At 48.6% G+C, this 20174-nt stretch carries 3 protein-coding genes and 1 pseudogene; all 4 read left to right on the top strand.

Annotated elements, in window-relative coordinates; all coding sequences use genetic code 11:
* The first annotated feature begins 117 nt into the window (after positions 1 to 117).
* Entirely contained in the window at positions 118 to 849 is a 732-nt protein-coding gene (locus AVL57_RS04930) for a CoA transferase subunit A (protein ID WP_057791743.1), read from the top strand.
* A complete protein-coding gene (locus AVL57_RS04925) occupies positions 849 to 1505 on the top strand; it encodes a CoA transferase subunit B (RefSeq protein ID WP_057791741.1) in 657 nt (218 codons plus the stop codon). Before AVL57_RS04930 ends, AVL57_RS04925 begins: the two co-directional genes overlap by 1 nt.
* Before the next feature lie 92 nt (positions 1506 to 1597).
* Entirely contained in the window at positions 1598 to 2998 is a 1401-nt protein-coding gene (locus AVL57_RS04920) for a DEAD/DEAH box helicase (RefSeq protein ID WP_057791739.1), read from the top strand.
* A 752-nt stretch (positions 2999 to 3750) separates the two neighbouring features.
* Positions 3751 to 20037 (top strand): annotated as a pseudogene (locus tag AVL57_RS21495) (BapA/Bap/LapF family large adhesin); the annotation flags it as partial.
* Positions 20038 to 20174 lie beyond the last annotated feature (137 nt).

Raw genomic sequence — 20174 nt, 5'->3', positions numbered from 1 at the left:
TCAATTAATAAATAAAACTTATTAATTGAGTGATTAATTCAATTTTACATAACTGATAACATTGTTGATACTTTTACTTAACACATTTTATCAATGCTTAATTTAAGGGGAAGTACCATGTCGGGATTCGACAAAGTCGTGACTACCTATCAAGAAGCCATGGAAGGGCTGACCGATGGTATGACAGTTATTGCTGGTGGTTTTGGACTATGTGGCATTCCAGAAGGACTCATTGCTCAAGTTAAAATCATGGGCACTAAAGACCTTACTGTGGTTTCTAATAACTGTGGTGTAGATGGTTTTGGACTAGGCATCTTGCTGGAAGACAAACAAATTAAGAAAATGGTGTCTTCTTACGTAGGTGAAAACGCCCTGTTTGAAAAGCAATTATTAAATGGAGAGCTTGAAGTTGAACTTACGCCGCAAGGCACGCTAGCCGAAAAGATGCGTGCTGGTGGTGCAGGGATTCCCGCTTTTTATACTGCTACTGGCTATGGCACGCCTGTAGGCGAAGGTAAGGAAGTGAAAACGTTTAATGACCGCCCTTATATCTTAGAAGAAGCCATTACGGGCGACTTTGCCATAGTGAAAGCGTGGAAAGCCGACCGATACGGAAACTGTGTTTATCGTCACACTGCTCAAAACTTTAATCCTATGGCTGCCACTGCTGGCGCTATTACAGTGGTAGAAGCAGAAGAGATTGTTGAACCAGGTGAGCTAAACCCTAGCGAAATTCATACGCCCGGCATTTATGTAAATAGAGTCATAAAAGGGGAATTTGAAAAGCGCATAGAACGTAAGGTTGTCGCGAAAACGGTAAATAGCACCACAGCAAAGGAGTCACAATAATGGCATTATCTCGAGATCAAATAGCAATGCGTGTGGCTCAAGAGTTCAAAGATGGTGATTATGTCAATTTAGGAATAGGTATTCCTACGTTAGCCGCCAGTTTTGTTCCTGATGGCATTAGTGTAATGCTTCAATCTGAAAATGGGTTATTGGGGATGGGCCCCTACCCTCAGGAAGATGAGCTAGATGCAGATATGATTAACGCGGGTAAAGAAACCGTTACCGCCATTACCGGAGCTTCAATTTTTAACTCTGCGGAAAGCTTTGCCATGATCCGTGGCGGTCACGTTGATTTTACCGTGCTAGGTGCATTTGAAGTAGACGTAAACGGTAATATTGCGTCCTGGATGATCCCCGGAAAACTTGTAAAAGGTATGGGGGGCGCTATGGACTTAGTGGCAGGCGCTAAAAACATTATTGTAACCATGACCCACACCGATAAACATGGCAACCCAAAACTACTCAGTGACTGCACCCTGCCGCTAACCGGTGTAAATTGCATAACCCGAATTATTACCGACCTTGCTGTATTAGAAGTAGTTGATGGCGCCTTCTTACTTAAAGAACGCGCTCCAGGTGTAACGGTTGAAGATATACAAGCAAAAACGGGCGGCAAACTGGTTGTAGCACAAAATGTGACTGAAATGCAGGTTTAACTGCATTTTCGCCAAGGTAAACGCATAGCAAGCTTTCATAATATCGGCCTTTAAGGGATAATACGTGACGTTATTATTCATGAGGCCGAATCTTGCTAGTTACTGACTTACCCGTTCATCACAAAATCATTACCAAACTCGAAAGTAGAAACTTTACCGAGTTAACTGAAATTCAGGAAAAAAGCATGCTTTCTGCTATTCAGGGTAAAGATATTATCGCCTCTTCAAAAACGGGATCGGGCAAGACACTCGCATTTTTAATTCCGGCCATTAATCGTTTAATGTCGCAAAAGGCATTAAGTCGACAAGACCCCCGCGCTCTTATTCTTGCACCTACTCGCGAATTAGCGAAGCAAGTTTTCATAGAAGCCAAAACCATGTGTACCGGCCTAAACTTAGCCTGTACGCTTGTTGTAGGTGGTGAAAACTATAACGACCAAGTAAAAGCACTTCGCCGAAACCCACATATTATTGTGGGCACTGCTGGTCGAGTGGCCGACCATTTAAAAGACAAAAGTGTATTTTTAAATGGCCTAGAACTGCTTATTTTTGATGAAGCTGACCGCATGCTAGATTTAGGCTTTTCAGAACAGCTAAACATGATTAATGAGTTTGCAAACCACCGTAAACGCCAAACAATGCTGTTTTCTGCCACATTAGATAGCATTGAACTTAATTACATGACTGCGCGTTTAACTAAAGCTGCTGTTCGAGTTTCGGTAGGTGATTCAACGGCACATCATGGCGATATTCAGCAACAATGTTTCTTTGCCGATAATATCGAGCATAAAGACGCCCTGCTTCATCACGAAATTTCTAATCGTACTTATAATCAAGCAATTGTATTTACCGCAACCCGTGAAGATACCGACCGTTTAACCACCATGTTAAACAAAGACAAGCTTGAGGCCATCGCCTTACGAGGTGATTTACCACAAAATCAACGTGCTGCAATTATGAGTGAGTTCGCTCGCGGGCAACATTCTGTATTGGTGACTACCGATGTGGCATCAAGAGGTTTAGATTTATCTAAAGTTGGTTTGGTTATTAATTTTGATTTACCGAAAAATGCCGATGAATACATTCACCGTATTGGTAGAACTGGCCGTGCTGGGCAAAAAGGCGAAGCCGCTTCATTTGTTGGCCCTCGCGATTGGAAGAGCTTCATAGCGCTTAAGGCACATTTACAGTATGAACTGGAGTGTGAGGCTCACGAGGCACTACCCGCTAAATTTAAAGGGATCAAAGCTCCTACGCCTAAACAAGATACGCAGAAAAACAAAGCCAGTAAGCAAGATGGTGCAGAAGCTGCTGTTGCGAAAAAAGTACGCCGTGTGGACACCATGGCAGGTACTGAAATTGGTATGGCGCCAGTGAAACGTAAGCCAAGAAAAGTAGAACTTGAGCCTGAAGACGATACCGAATTTGAAACCGGCGTTAACCTAGATGACGGCGTGGATACAGATTTAGATAATAGCGATAAAAATAGCTAGGTATAGTTTGAATCGGATAATTCTTCGGTTAAAGATTCATATTATTAAAAAGGAGCCTTAGGGCTCCTTTTTTGCTTTCTGTATTCAGATAAGCCCATCAACTTATATTAGACGTTGCAGCATTTGAGCAAAGTACACCACTCGCCCCTAAAGCACCATTTTGGTATTTTTAATTCATGAGCAAAAAACACCATTCTGATTTATTGTTTTATTTAGAGAAGTTAGAGAGTAATCTGACGATATGGATAGAATTAAAAACACCAGTTTGGTGTGTTTAGACAGACCGCTTTGGGGTCTAGTAAATTGTTAGGTGCCTATGAGGGAATTTAGACTCAGTAAGTACAATCCAGAAAGTAGAAATGAGCATGGAGAATACCTGGCTAACGAATGGACGGAATATTCCGATGTTGGGCAATTAGTTAGTATTGAAGATTATGTAACTACCTAAAGCGCCTACATTTATAGCTTAAAATCGCTCCTTAAAGAGAATAAAATTGAATCTCTTCAAGTTAGTGAATTAGAAGATTCATCAAATCAATCCTCGATTAGCAATGGGCAAGTGATCGATATCGAGAATATCGAAGATATTTTTCGCTCTGTACTCCGTGCAAATTATTGGTGTAAATTGGAATCAAAAGAAGCATTCGTGCACTTTGGGTACGATTATTTGAATTAGTTCCGACCAGATCTGACACATCGACTTGAAAAGATGAGAGTTACCCAGTTTGATAAAGGTGTCGAATCTTTATTAAACAAACCAAAAGGTAGGTTCGACCGTAACGCTAACGGTGACTGATAGCGCCGGTAACGTACAAACGCTTACCACCACCGTGCAAGCTGACGGTACCTTCTCTGTAGATCTGCCCCTTGAATTAGCGGAAGGAGAATATTCCGTTGAAGCCAGCGTTACAGATGCGGCGGGCAATACTGCAACCGATGCAAATACCGGCGAAATTGACACGACTGCACCGGCCATTTCGTTAGATGCACAAGGCACTGACAACGACACTACCCCTACGCTTTCAGGTACCACTGATGCTGCGCCTGGTTCGACCGTAACGCTAACGGTGACTGATAGCGCCGGTAACGTACAAACGCTTACCACCACAGTTCAAGCTGACGGCACCTTCTCTGTAGATCTGCCCCTTGAATTAGCAGAAGGTGAATATTCTGTTGAAGCTACGGTTACGGATGCCGCAGGCAATACTGCAACCGATGCAAATACCGGCGAAATTGACACGACTGCACCGGCAATTGCGTTAGATGCACAAGGCACTGACAACGACACTACGCCTTCGCTTTCTGGTACAACCGATGCCGCACCTGGCAGTACGGTTACATTGACCATCACCGATAGTGCGGGCAACACGCAAACCGTGACTGCGATTGTTCAAGCTGATGGAACCTACAGCGCAGACGTACCGGCTGAATTAGCTGAAGGCGAATTTACGGTTAACGCCAGCGTGACAGATGAAGCAGGAAATACGGCCAGTGCCGAAGCACAGGGCGCTATCGACGTGACTGCACCAACCATCTCATTAAACGACCCTGGAATAAATGGCGATGCTACACCCGCACTTTCTGGTTTAACGGATGCGGTACCAGGAAGCACAATAACACTTAACGTTACCGATAGTGCAGGCGTTACTCAAACCTTTACCACCACCGTACTAGCCGATGGTACTTTTACCGTTGAAGTTCCAAATGCTGTGGCTGAGGGTACATACAGCGTAACTGCAGAGGTGACCGATGGTGCGGGTAACATAGCGCAAGCAACAACTAGCGGCGATTACGATTCTTCTAGCCCGTCGACGACCCTAAATCAACCTGCACCGACGAACGATACAACGCCAAACATGTCTGGTGAGACTGATGCACCTCCTGGTAGTGAAGTCGTCATTGTCGTTACAGATAGTGAGGGTAACGAACAAACGATAGTTACCACTGTAGGCGCAGACGGCACATTCAACGAAGATGTATCAGCGGAGCTTAGCGAAGGTGAGTACACGGTAGATGTTACTGTAACGACACCGGCAGGTAATAGCTCTACCACTACAGTAACCGGCGAAATTGACACCACGGCGCCATCCATTAGCCTCGAACCTATTGGCTCAACCAATGATGACACGCCAGTGATAATTGGCGACACCGACGCAGAACCAGGTGCAGTAGTAACACTAGAAATCGTGCATTCAGATGGCACTACGCAAACTATTACTGCAATTGTGCAAGAAGACGGTAGCTTTAGTGCTGAAGTGCCGCAAGCACTCGCAAACGGCGACTTCACGATAACCGCTACTGTATCTGATGTGGCGGGCAACACCACTTCGGTATCAATCGATGCAGTTATTAATACCCAAGGTCCGAACGTCGTTATTGAAACCGGCTCTCCTACCAACGGTAGTGAAGGCATAGGGGGTTCGTCAGACGCCCCTAATTCAGAGGTTGTGGTTGTTATCACCGATAGCGACGGCAACAGTCAGACAATAACGGGGACAACCGATGAGAATGGCAACTTCAATGTAGCATTCCCTCCTGGCTCTGAAGAGGGCGCATATGAGATTGAAGTGACGGTGACAGACGAAAATGGTAATAGCTCTACCGCCACGGCCACTACTGTACTTGATACCACCCCACCGGTTGTGAATATCGACCCGCAAACGGATACTAACGACACAACACCAACGATTTCAGGTAATACGGATTTGCCCGCAGGCAGCGAAGTCGTTATTACCGTTACCGATAGCCAGGGTAATACGCAGACTGTTACCGCCCTTGTTGATGAAAATGGTAATTTCAGCGCCGATGTCGAAGAAGCGCTAGCACAAGGCAACTATGAGGTTTCTGTCGAAGCAACTGATGCAGCGGGTAATACAACCACCGCTGTCGACAACAGTGGCAACATAGACACTACCGCACCAGTACTTTCTCTAGACCCGCAAAGTGACGTTAGCGACACCACGCCAACGATTTCAGGCTCTACCGATTTACCACCTGGTTCAACAGTAACCATTGTGGTGACCGACAGCGCTGGCAACACACAAACTATCGATGCCATCGTTGATGAAAACGGTGATTTTAGCGTCGACGTGCAAACGCCGCTTACTGAGGGTGAATATACCGTAGAGGCCAGTGCTACAGACGATGCAGGCAATACAACTACCGTTACTGAAAATGGCGGCAACATTGATACGCAAGCACCTACCATTTCACTAGAGCCACTTGGCACCGGTAATGACACGACACCTTCAATTAGCGGTTCAACGAACTTAGAAGTGGGCAGCACGGTTACACTTACCGTTACCGATAGTGCTGGAAACAGCCAAACCTTTACTGCCACAGTAGACGCGAACGGCGAATTTAGCGCAGACGTTCCTGCCGAACTCGCTGACGGCGACTACACTGTTGAAGCAACAGCTACCGATGCTGCGGGTAATAGTGCTTCGACTTCACAAACTGGCACCGTGGACAGCAATGCGCCAAGCTTAACCCTTGACCCACTGGGTGATGATAACGACACCACGCCCACTATTTCCGGCACTACCGATTTACCCGCTGGCAGCACTGTCACACTGTCTGTTACCGATGCGCTTGGCAATACGCAAACATTTACGGCAACGGTAGACGGTTCGGGCAACTTTAATGCCGATGTCCCCAATCCTTTAGCGGAAGGTGAATATAGCGTAACGGCGACGGCAACCGATGCGAACGGCAATACCGCTACAGCAACGGAAACTGGCGGTAATATCGATATTACATCGCCGCTGGTTAATTTAGATGCACAAGGCAGTACTAATGATACTACGCCAACCATCTCAGGTAACACAGACCAGGCACCAGGTAGCAGTGTATCAATCACTGTTACAGACAGTGCGGGAAATACACAAACCTTTGACACTGTTGTCGAAAATGACGGTACCTTCTCTGTTGACGTGCCGGCAGAGCTTGCCGACGGTGACTTTACCGTTACCGCCACAGTCACTGACGATGCGGGTAATCAAGACTCTGCGTCAACACAGGGCAATATTGATACCGCAGCACCAACACTATCGCTTGACCCTCAAGACATTGGCAACGATATCACGCCACTAATTAGTGGCACGACAGATTTACCACAAGGTAGCACGGTAACACTGATTGTCACCGATAGCTTAGGTAATCAGCAAACCATTGAAACCCTTGTTGATGAAAACGGAAACTTTAACGCTGAAGTACCTAGCGCATTGGCAGAAGGTAACTACACCGTTACAGCAACCGCTGTCGATGACAATGGTAATACCGCGAGCGTGACAGAGAACGGCGGCATTGTAGATACAACCGCACCATCGCTATCTTTAAACCCAGTGGGTTCTGGTAACGATTCCACACCAACTTTATCGGGCAGCACCGACCTGCCTGAAGGAAGTGTTATCTCGCTAACGGTCGTTGATAGCGCAGGTAACACGCAAACTATCAACACCTTGGTCGATGCTAACGGCAACTTCTCTGTCGACGTACCGCAAGAACTCGCTGATGGAGACTACACGGTTACTGCCTCGGCAGAAGACGGGGCAGGCAATGAAGTTACAGACAACGAAACTGGTAACATTAACACCAATGCACCCACGTTAGTGCTAGATGATCAAGGCGAAACGAATGACAGCACGCCCACTATTTCAGGCACCACAAGCTTACCTGAAGGAAGTACGGTAACCTTGACCGTAACGGATAGCGCAGGGAACACGCAAACGATTACCGCGACGGTAGGCACCGGCGGAATCTTCAGTGTGGATGTTAATACCCCGCTGACTGATGGAGCATACACAGTAACCGCCAGTGCGACCGACGGTGATGGCAATACTACAGCGGTGACCGATAATGGCGGCACCATTGATACTACCGCGCCTACGCTTACCCTTGAAAACCTTGGCAGCACGGGTGACACCACACCTACGCTTTCAGGCACCACTGACCTTCCTGAAGGAAACACGGTTACGCTTGTCGTAACAGATAGCGCTGGAAACACGCAAACTATCAATGCCTTGGTCGATGCAAATGGTAGCTTTAGCGTAGATGTGCCAAACGCACTAGCTGACGGCGACTTTACTGTGACTGCCACTGCAACCGACAGTGCAGGCAATACCGCGAATGCCAATACAACAGGTAATGTAGATAGCGAAGCGCCGCTGTTAACCCTTGATACACAAGGCGCTACCAGCGATGTTACCCCAACTATCACAGGTACTACCGACGTGGCACCTGGCACACTGGTTACCATTACTGTGGTAGATGCCAATGGTAACTCGCAAAGTTTCCAAGCAGCCGTGCAAGCAGACGGTACATTCAGTGCCGATGTGCCTAGCGCTCTGGCTGAAGGCGACTTTACCGTTACGGCAACAGTAAGCGATGCACAAGGCAACACCGCGACGGCAAACGAAACAAATGGAAGTATTGATACACAAGCGCCTATTGTTACCGTTAACCCGTTAGATTCAGGTAATGACACTACGCCGGTTATTTCAGGTAATACAGATTTACCTGAAGGCTCTGTCGTTGTGATCACCGTAACTGACAGCAATGGTGACACGCAAACCATTAACGCATTGGTTGATGCTGACGGCAACTTTGCAACAGAGGTATTGTCTCCACTGCCTGAAGGAGATTACAGCGTCGAAGTTACTGCAACAGATGATGCAGGTAATTCAACAACCGCATCTGAAGACGGTGGCAATATTGACACCACTGCTCCTGTACTTTCGCTAAACCCGCAAGGCACAGGCAACGATGAAACGCCTAACATATCGGGCAGCACTGATTTAGCAACGGGAAGCACGGTAACGTTAACCATCACTGATAGCGCAGGCAATACACAAACCTTTGACGCCATTGTGGACGCGAATGGTGACTTCAGCGCGGATGTTCCAAACGCTATACCAGACGGCAGCTACACGGTAACAGCAAGTGCCTCAGACGATGCGGGTAATACAACTACCACCTCTGATACCGGTACGCTAGATACCAGCGCGCCTGCGCTGACACTAGATGCTCAAGTTACGGTTAGCGATACTACACCAACCATATCGGGTACGACTGACCTACCCGCCGGTTCGACCGTTACGCTTTCAGTCACTGACAGTGCTGGCAATACGCAAACCTTTGCTGCACTAGTTGATGCGAGCGGTAACTTTAGTGCTGATGTCCCCGCGCCTCTTGCCGAGGGCGATTACTCAGTAACGGCTACCGCTACTGACAGCAACGGCAATAGTGCATCTGTCACTGATAATAACGGTATCGTCGATACCGTCGCCCCCGTTATTTCGCTAGATGCGCTGGGTTCAAATAACGATACTACGCCTACCATTTCAGGTACTACGGACCTAGCAGCAGGTGAGACTGTAACAGTTTCGATTACCGACAACGCTGGCAATATCCAAACTGTCACTGCAACGGTTGATGCAAACGGCAACTTTACTGTAGATGTGCCAGCTGCGCTGGTCGAAGGTGACTATACGGTTACCGCAACGGCCACCGACGATGCTGGCAACAGTGCGTCAGCCAATGCAACGGGCACCATCGACACCACAGCACCTACCCTAACCTTAGATCCTCAAGGATTAGGCAATGATACAACGCCAACCATTTCGGGTAGTACAGATCTAGCCGAAGGCAGTGTTGTATCTTTGGTTATCACAGATAGTGCAGGCAACATTCAAACGGTTACAGCAACGGTTGATGCTGCAGGGAACTTTACGGTTGACGTACCCGCGGCACTGGCTGAAGGCTCGTACAGTGTTGAAGCTACCGCCACTGATGAAGCAGGCAATAGTACTTCGGGACTCGATAATTCGGGGAATATCGACATCACGCCACCTGAGCTAAACCTTGACGAATTAACGCCAGAGAATAACGCTACGCCAACTATTTCTGGCACCACAAACCTTCCAGCTGGCGCCATTGTTACATTAACGGTGGTCGACAGTGCGGGTAATACGCAAACCTTTGCCGCTACGGTACAAACCGACGGCAGTTTTGCAGCCAATGTACCTTCACCATTAGCTGAAGGTGACTATACGGTCACCGCAACCGCTCAAGACGCTGCAGGCAACCAAGGTTCTGATTCTGAAACTGGCGGTAGCGTCGATTCAACCGCGCCAATGATTACCTTAGATCCATTTGGTACAGGAAACGATAACACACCAACTATTAGCGGTAGCACAGATTTGGATGCAGGCAGCACGGTGACGATTACAGTAACTGACAGTGTTGGCACTGTGCAGTCGTTTACTGCAACCGTAGATGGTAACGGCGACTTCAGTGCCGATGTGCCTAATCCTATGGTTGACGGAAACTTCGATGTTACTGCAACCGCGACTGATGCTGCAGGCAATACCGCTACAGATACAGTAAGTGGCGATATAAACTCAGCAGCGCCGACCTTATCGCTTGAACCATTAGAGTCAGATAACGACACCACGCCAACCATTTCAGGTAATACCGATTTAGCACCAGGTAGCACTGTAACGCTAACTGTGACTGACAGTGCTGGAAACACACAGACATTCAGTGCCATAGTGCAAGGCGATGGAAGCTTTACAGCTGATGTCCCTGCAAGCTTACCTGAAGGTGACTATTCTGTTACTGCGACCGCCACTGACGGCGCTGGCAACAGTGCATCAGTAACCGAAAATGACGGAAACATCGATACCATAGCCCCATCGATAACCATCGATACACAAGGGCTTGGCAATGATGCAACGCCATCTATCTCTGGAACCACAGACCTCAATGCTGGCGACACAGTTAGCATAAGCGTGACAGACAACGCTGGAAATACCCAAACATTCACAGCAACCGTTCAAAACGATGGCACTTACAGTGCTGATGTTCCTGCCGATTTAGCTGAGGGCAGTTTCAGTGTGACCGTCGCTGCGACTGACGATGCGGGTAATTCAGCAACCGCAATAGATAATAACGGCATCATAGATACAGCAGCCCCCACCATAACGTTAGACGCACAAGGTCTAACCAACGACGCTACACCGACTATATCGGGAACCACCGACTTGGCTGCGGGCAACACTGTAAGCATTAGCGTGACTGACAACCAGGGCAATACGCAAACCTTCACAGCCACCGTTCAAGCGAACGGCAGCTTTAGCGCTGATGTGCCGGTTGACCTTGCAGAAGGCGATTACACCGTAGAAGTGACGGCGACTGATGATGCAGGTAATCAAAACACAGCGGTTGATAACAACGGTACAGTTGACACCACTCCACCTGTTATCAACTTAGATCCAGTGGCCAGCGGTAATGACGTAACGCCAATATTGAGCGGTACTACTGACCTTCCAGAGGGAGCAACAATTACACTGGTTGTCACCGATGCAGGCGGTAATGTACAGAATCTTACCGCTTCGGTAAACGCGGATGGCACTTTCTCAGTTGAAGTACCCAGCGCGCTTGTTGATGGCGATTACGATGTAACAGCCAGTGCGAGTGATGCTGCAGGCAATAGCACGACCGTCGCTGATAGCGGCAATATTAATGCGACCGCACCGGACATTACGTTAGATGCCCTTGGTCGAACAAACGACGCTACACCTCTTATTTCAGGTACAACGAATGCGCCAGGTGGTTCCACCGTCACTTTAACAGTAACAGATAGTGCTGGAGCAGTTCAAACCTTTACTGCAGCAGTACAAGGTGATGGCACCTTTAGTGCAAGCGTGCCTGCTGATTTGGCAGAAGGTAACTACACCGTTGTCGCAGAGGTGACTGACGGTGCGGGTAATACGGGTTCTGACTCTGAAACTGGCGGTGTGGTAGATACCACATCCCCGGCTATTGATGTGGAAGATCCAGGTGTTGGCAATGATGCAACACCAACCATTAGCGGTACAACCGATCAACCTGTTGGAAGCACGGTTTCAATTACCGTCACCGATAACGCTGGCAATGTACAAACCTTATCAGCAACCGTACAAAGCGACGGCTCCTTTAGCGTAGAAGTACCTGCCACTATGGCAGAGGGTAACTACACAGTTCAAGCTACCGTCGTTGATGAAGCTGGCAATACAGCGTCCGACGCTGAAACCGGCGTAATCGATACGATTTCGCCTGTTATTACGCTGGACGAGCCAGGCGCAGTTAACGATTCAACACCAACCATTAGCGGTACTGTAGATTTGCCTCAAGGTTCTACAGTGCAAATAACCGTTGTTGATAGTGCGGGTAATACCCAAGTGTTCTCTGCACTGGTTGCCGCGGGCGGCGTATTCTCTGCCGACGTACCAGCGGCGATGGCTGAAGGAAACTTCACTGTTTCAGCAACCGCCACTGATACAGCAGGTAACAGTACAACCGATAACGAGACAGGTGTAGTCGATACACTAATACCTACACTTACTATAAATGTTGCCGATACCACTAACGACGCGACGCCACTCATTACCGGTACAACCGATGAACCTGCAGGCTCTGTGGTCACTATTTTGGTAACGGATAGCGCTGGTGCAACCCAGACCTTAAGTGCTGTTGTACTAGCCGATGGGTCTTTCTCTATCTCCCCGGGTACCGATTTAGCTGAAGGCGACTTCACGGTAAGCGCTACTATTAGCGATGAAGCAGGCAACACAGCGACAGCAGGTGATACAGGAAACATAGACACTACAGCACCATCACTAACCTTAACGCCACTAGAGGAAGGCAATGACACAACGCCTACCCTATCTGGTAGCACAAACCTAGCGCAGGGTAGTGAAGTTACTCTTGTAGTAACTGACAGCTCAGGAAATGTTCAAACCCTCACAGCTACGGTTGATGTAGATGGAAACTTTACAGTGGATGTGCCTGCGCCATTGGCAGAAGGTGCATACAGTGTTGAGGCAACAGCGAGTGATGAAGCGGGTAATAGCACCAGTACTGTAGACAATTCGGGCGTTATTGATACGACAGCCCCTAGCCTATCGTTAGACGCGTTAGACTCAGAGAGTGACACAACGCCGACGATATCAGGTAATACTGACCTGCCTGCAGGTGCTACGGTAACGATTACGGTTACGGACAACGCAGGTGTAAGCCAGACCTTCGATGCAACCGTTCAGGGAGACGGCAGTTTCTCGGCCGACGTGCCTAACCTAATGGCTGAAGGAGGCTATACCGTCACAGCGGTTGCCCAAGACCCAGCAGGTAATGAGACTACTGCCACTGAAACAAACGGTAGCGTAGACACTACCGCGCCGACTATCAACTTAGATGCACAAGGCACAGGTAACGATACCACGCCGACGATCACCGGTAGCACCGATTTAAGCCCAGGTAGTTCAGTGACCATAACCGTCACCGACAGCGCAGGAGCAGAACAGACATTTACGGCTATTGTCGATAGTAACGGAGACTTCAGCGCCGATGTGCCTAATGCAATGGCAGACGGTAACTTCAATGTTAGCGCTACCGCCACTGATGCCGCTGGAAACTCAGCATCTGATACTACCAGCGGAAATATTGACACCAGCGTACCAAACCTAACCTTGGATCAGCTTGGTACAGGAAATGACACAACACCGACCATTTCCGGTACTACAGATATTGCGCCAGGTAGCATCGTATCCATCAGCGTTACTGATAATGCTGGTAATACGCAAACCTTTGACGCCATTGTTCAAGCTAATGGCACCTTCTCTGTAGATGTGCCAGCGGCCTTATCTGAAGGTAATTATTCTGTCACTGCGACTGCCACTGATGCCTCGGGCAATACGGCGACTGCAAACGAAAATGGTGGAGTTATCGATACTACTGCGCCTGCTGCGCCTACTGTTGATGCAGGCAATGGTACCGAAATTACCGGTACAGCCGAAGCAGGCGCTGTCGTAAACGTAGACGTTGACGGTGATGGCATACCTGATTTCACGGTTATTGCTGATGGCGATGGTAACTGGTCAGTAACACCCAGTACACCGCTAGCAGATGGCGTGGTTGTCACGGCAACAGCAACCGATGAAGCTGGCAATACGAGTAGCCCAGCGTCAGATACAGTAGACGCTGTTGCGCCAATCGTTGCCTTTAACGACCTAACGACTAACGACACAACGCCTGCACTTACCGGTTCGGTAGACGATCCAACCGCCATCGTGGTCGTTACCATTAACGGTACAGACTATACCGCGACAAACAATGGTGATGGCAGCTGGACACTGGCTGACGATGCAGTAGCTGCGCTGGCTGAAGGTAGCTATACCGCTACGGTTACTGCCACTGATGCCGATGGTAACACCGGAACTAACTCTGGTACTGTGGTGATTGATACCACTGCACCAGCATCGCCTACCGTCGATGCTGGCAACGGCACAGACATTACCGGTACCGCTGAAGCAGGCGCAACCGTTAATGTGGACGTGGATGGCGACGGCACGCCAGACTTCACCGTCATCGCAGATGGCGATGGAAATTGGTCAGTAACACCCACTACACCGCTGGCCGATGGCGTAATTGTGACCGTAACGGCAACTGACGCAGCGGGCAACATTAGCAACCCAGCCTCAGACACCGTTGACGCGGCGGCGCCAGTCGTTGACTACTACACCAGCGCTGACAGGTACGGTTGATGATGCGAACGCAGTTGTGGTATTGACTATCGACGGTAACGACTACCCCGCCACCATTAACGGTGATGGCACTTGGACACTGGCTGACGATGCAGTGGCTGCACTTGCAGATGGAAGCTATACCGCAACCGTTACTGCCACGGATACTGATGGCAATGTGGGTTCAAATTCAGGAACGGTAGTGATTGATACTACATCACCTGCGATCCCTACTGTAGATGCGGGTAACGGCACCGAAATTACTGGTACCGCCGAAGCAGGGGCAACCGTGAATGTGGACGTGGATGGCGACGGCACGCCTGATTTCACCGTCATTGCTGATGGCGACGGCAATTGGAGTATTACGCCTGATACACCACTTTCCGATGGCGTAATTGTGACCGTAACGGCAACTGACGCAGCGGGCAACATTAGCAACCCAGCCTCAGACACCGTTGACGCGGCGGCGCCAGTCGTTGACTTGGTAGTGACTATCGACGGTAACGACTACACCGCCACTAATAACGGTAACGGCACGTGGACGCTGGCTAATGACGCAGTCGCCACGCTCGCCGAAGGCAACTATACCGCAACCGTTACGGCGACCGACCCTGACGGTAACGTCAGCACCAACACCGGTACCGTAGTGGTTGATACCACAGCACCAACAGCGCCAACTGTTGATGCCGGTAACGGCACTGAGATCACAGGCACTGCAGAAGCGGGCGCAACGGTAAATGTAGATATAGACGGCGACGGCACGCCAGATTTCACCGTCATCGCGGATGGCGACGGCAATTGGAGCGTTACGCCTGATACACCATTGTCTGATGGTGTTGTAGTAACGGCCACGGCTACAGATGAAGCGGGCAATACCAGCGGATCTGCGTCTGATACCGTAGATGCTGTAGCGCCGGTAGTGGCAATTAATGACTTAACCACCAACGATACGACACCAGCGCTGACAGGTTGGTAGTGACTATCGACGGTAACGACTACACCGCCACTAATAACGGTAACGGCACGTGGACGCTGGCTAATGACGCAGTCGCCACGCTCGCCGAAGGCAGCTATACCGCAACCGTTACCGCAACCGATCCTGACGGTAACGTCAGCACCAACACAGGTACCGTAGTGATTGATACCACTGCGCCTACGGTTGCAATAAACGACTTGGCCACCAATGACACCACGCCTGAACTTACCGGTACAGTGAACGATCCGAATGCAATTGTGGTGGTGACGATTGACGGCAATGATTACACCGCTACCAACAATGGTGATGGTACATGGAAACTAGCCGATGATGTAGTCGCCACGCTCGCAGAGGGTAGTTACCCAACATCTGTGAGTGTCACAGACGCCGCGGGTAACACGGTGACCAACACAGGTACCGTAGTGGTTGATACCACTGCGCCTACGGTAGCCATAAACGATCTGACCACCAATGACACCACGCCTGAACTTACCGGTACGGTAAACGACACCAATGCGGTTGTGGTAGTAACCATTGACGGTAACGACTACACCGCTACCAACAATGGTAACGGCACATGGACACTAGCTGACAATATTGTCGCCTTGCTTGCTGAAGGTAATTACACGGCAACGGTTACCGCTACAGATGCCGTGGGTAATTCTGACTCAGCTACAGGTTCAATTGTTATCGATACCAGTATTGATGAAAACAATAATGGTCAAACGGTAACGTTCGACAGTATCTCAAACGACTCTGGGGTGGCTGGAGACTTTATAACCAGCGACAGCACGCTAATTTTCAATGGAACAGTTGACCTTGGTGACAATACTACTCTGACTGTCATTATTGATGGCACGTCCTATACCTTTGGCACTGACTCTGAACTCACCATTGATGGCAGCGGCAACTGGAGCCTGGATTTAACAGGTACAACGCTACCAGCGGGTAACTATTCGGTAGTGGCAACAGTCACCGACGACGCCGGTAATTCGGCAAGCACAGCGAGCCAAAATGTGGTTGTACAAGCCCTCGATGCCATTAATGATGGAAACGGAGTCGATATGGGCGAGCCTGTGGTCACGGTCAACCCACCAGAAACCACCAGCAACGTAGATGTTATCGGCTTAGTTGAAGCTACAGGCGGTGTTGATGCAAGTGCATCCTTTACCGTTTCCCCTAACCATGTAGGTGAAGTGTTAGTAGAGGTTGACCAAATAGCACTGGTTGCTGTTGCCGATGCCTACATTGTTGAGGTGTATGACGAGAGCGGTCAGCTTGTTTACCAAGGAGTAAGCGCAGATTCACAACTTGCCGATGTCGGTGGCCTAGACATTTTTGATGTTACCGGCGACGAGACCATTTCGTTCACGTTAGCAGGCCTTGATGCTGGCAACTACAGTGTGGTGGTTCGCAATGATGAGAACTTACTTGAAGATTTGTTAGACAATGACAACAGTAACGATATTGACCTTGATGAGCTTGGTACAGCTGGCGTGGTACTTGGGCCAGACAATCAGGCGGTAGTTCTTGATACTATCGAAGCAACGTTAAATACCGGCGTTTTAGGTATTCCACTTGGTACGGTTGGCACGCAAGTAAGAGGAGTACTAGAGACACTTCTGGATACGACTACAGTAATTGGCGCAGGCCAGCTTGTTAATTTACTTACCGCCCCTCTTGATGCAATTGGCTTAACTGGCTTCCTTGATGATATTTTAAGTGTTGTTGCCGATGCGTTGCTTAGCAATACCTTAACCCTTTTACAAGACACTGACATTACCACCACGTTAACGGAATACACTTATACGGGTGATTTAGTGGCACAAGGTAACCTAATTAATGGTGATTTAAGTGGCGTGGGCGCGGACACTATCTTAGACGGCGCGCAAGTGACGCTTGTTACCAATGCATCTGGTGATAGCGTTACTGTTCCTGCTACAGGTACAGTTACTATTCAAGGTAATTATGGTGTACTAGAAATTGCTGCAGACGGTACGTATACCTACACTGCCGACGGCGATCGCAGTGCAATCGGCCAAGATGAAGTGTTTAACTACACCCTATCAGACGGTGCAACCTCTGATATTGCGGCACTTACCATCACCATTTCTGGCAGCGACTTCCCTCCAGTAGTAGCACAGACAGATAATAATGACATGGAACTGGGCGCACAAACTGCCATTGTAAATGCACCAGTTACCGACAGCGACTTCCAGGTGATAGGCTTAGCAGAAGGCTCACCAGTGGCAGGTTCGCCAGAGGCTAGCACAACGCTTACCGTTGATGCTGGTTTCTTTGGCGAAGTGGTAGTCGAAGTCAGCCAAACAGCGCTGGTTGCCGTTGCCGATGCGTATCGTGTTGACATTATTGATGCAGATGGCAACGTGGTTGCTACAGCTATGACGCCGGACAATCCGTTAATAGGTGATGCGGTAGGTATAAACCTTATCGGACTAACCGGTGACGATACGCTGGTTGCAAAATTCTCAGGGCTACCTGCCGGTGATTACACCGTGGTTGTTCGCAATGATGAAAGTGCCCTTGAAACATTATTCGACCAAAATAGCGACGGCTCGATTACGCTAACAGAGTTAGGTGATGGCGGCGTAGTGCTTGGGGAAGAAAACCAAGAGGTAGTGTTAACTGCTGTTGAGGACGCACTAAACGGCACTAACGCGAGTATATTAAATGGGCTTGGTTTAGGTACGGTTTTACGCACCTTCATTCTAGAGCCAGCTTTAGGTGCAACAGAGACAATAGGTGCCGGTGACTTGGTCAGCACTATTACTAATGGTCTAAACGGTCTCGGGTTAAGTCTTCTTGCAGATAGCGTGTTAGATGCTGTCGCAGCGGCATTGCTAAGCAATACACTTACCTTGCTTCAGTCTACCGATATAACTTCAACACTCACTGAATACGCGTTTGAAGGTAGTACGACAACATCAGGTAATGTTATTGATGCCGCTAATACAGGCGATGTAGCCGATAGCATTGCCGAGGGCGGCGTAGTGACGCAAGTTACCCATACTAATGGTGAGTCAGTGACTGTATTGGGTACTGGGCTATCGGGCGTAACTATTGAAGGCGACTATGGTGACCTCACCATCTTTGAAGACGGCAGCTACACCTATGTAGCCAACGGCGTGCGCGACGGCTTGGGTAGTACAGATAGCTTTAGCTACACCATTTCAGATGGTACGAATACCTCTACCGCAAACTTAAACTTTAATCTATCAGGACAAGGGGTATCTGCGGACTCGGCTCGTGCTGAACTCATTTATGATTTTGCTAGTAGCACTGGTTATGCTGAAGCCGAGGCGCTTGAATACACTTGGCTGATTGGCGCTCTTGGTATTGTTATTCCTGCCACTGTAGATACCCAAAGCAACACGTTTACAGTGGCAACGGATACCACTATGGATCTTAACTTAACAGTGGATGGAGGCGATCTATTATCATTGGGCTCAGGACTGGACCTATTCATTGAGCGAAACAATAACGGCACATGGGAAGTTGTTGAAACCTTCTCCAGTGACCAGTTGATAGGCCTGCTTGGCCTCGACGGAAATGGTAGCTTTACTTCATTTGGTCTTACAGCAGGTGAATACCGAGTGACAATGGATGTGGATACAGGTTTAGCCAGTGCTCTTGGTGGCGTTAGTGTCGATTTAAGCTCAACAGTTTACTTCTTAGACCAATTTGTTGTTGAAGAAGTACAAACCGCTACGGGCAATCTGTTCGAAAACGATGTACTGTTTGGCCCAACATACGATGTAACTGTATCTACTGATGGAACAAACTTCCAAAACGCTACGGGGGGCATCTCGTTAGTGGGTGCTTACGGCACGCTGCAAATTGACGAAACGGGCGCGTACACTTATACCCCGGACAATACGCAAGCCGTATTTGGTGGAACCTTAACAGATACCTTTACTTACCGTATTGAGTATCCAGATGGTACTGTCGAACAGGCTGAGTTTAACGTGTTTGTGACGGCATCTGGTGAAGGTGTAGCAGTAGTAGAAACAAGTAACTCAGCTGAAACTATGGCAAATAGTTCATCGGGGTCGGTAAGTGCATCACAAGGTATAGAAACGGAAGCAACTGATGAACCCAAAGCGCCTAACGTTGTTGAATTTAGTGCGCAGTCTGAACAAACCGTCGAGTTAAACACTGATTCTCAAGTGGTGACATCTGAGAGCACATTGCCGGAAGACATAATTACCCTTCCAGAGGAAAACGATATTGTTACCATCGGGCTGGAAACCGAAGTAACGATTGATACCGTAGATCTTGAGCTTCCACCAGAAGATTTGATTTTACCGTCGATAGAGTCTATTCCTTCTGATTCTGAAAGCGATAGCACATCGGTAGCTGAGCCTGGGAAGCTGTCTGGTGATACTGCTAAAGAGAATGACGGTAGTATTGGCATTGCTACTCCAACGGAGTCAGATGTGCTAAAAACGGCAATCGATAAATTCCCAACAACGGATATTTAATGTAAAAGAGGCTTAACGATAAAGGCCCTGATACATCTGTATCGGGGCCTTTTTTTATTTAGAAAGCTGCGATACTCACCGCTTACAACGTCTAATGATTCTATACGACAAACAAGCAGGTAAATTTTAAAGCCTAT

This window comes from Alteromonas stellipolaris (assembly GCF_001562115.1).
In the GTDB taxonomy this organism is placed as follows: Bacteria; Pseudomonadota; Gammaproteobacteria; order Enterobacterales; family Alteromonadaceae; genus Alteromonas; species Alteromonas stellipolaris.
Note: the sequence above shows the minus strand (reverse complement) of the source record. Positions and strands in the feature narration are given on the sequence as shown.

Excerpts from the sequence above, each read along its gene's own strand:
- AVL57_RS04925 (WP_057791741.1), top strand. The coding sequence starts at position 849 with ATGGCATTATCTCGAGATCAAATAGCAATGCGTGTGGCTCAAGAGTTC.
- AVL57_RS04930 (WP_057791743.1), top strand. The coding sequence starts at position 118 with ATGTCGGGATTCGACAAAGTCGTGACTACCTATCAAGAAGCCATGGAA.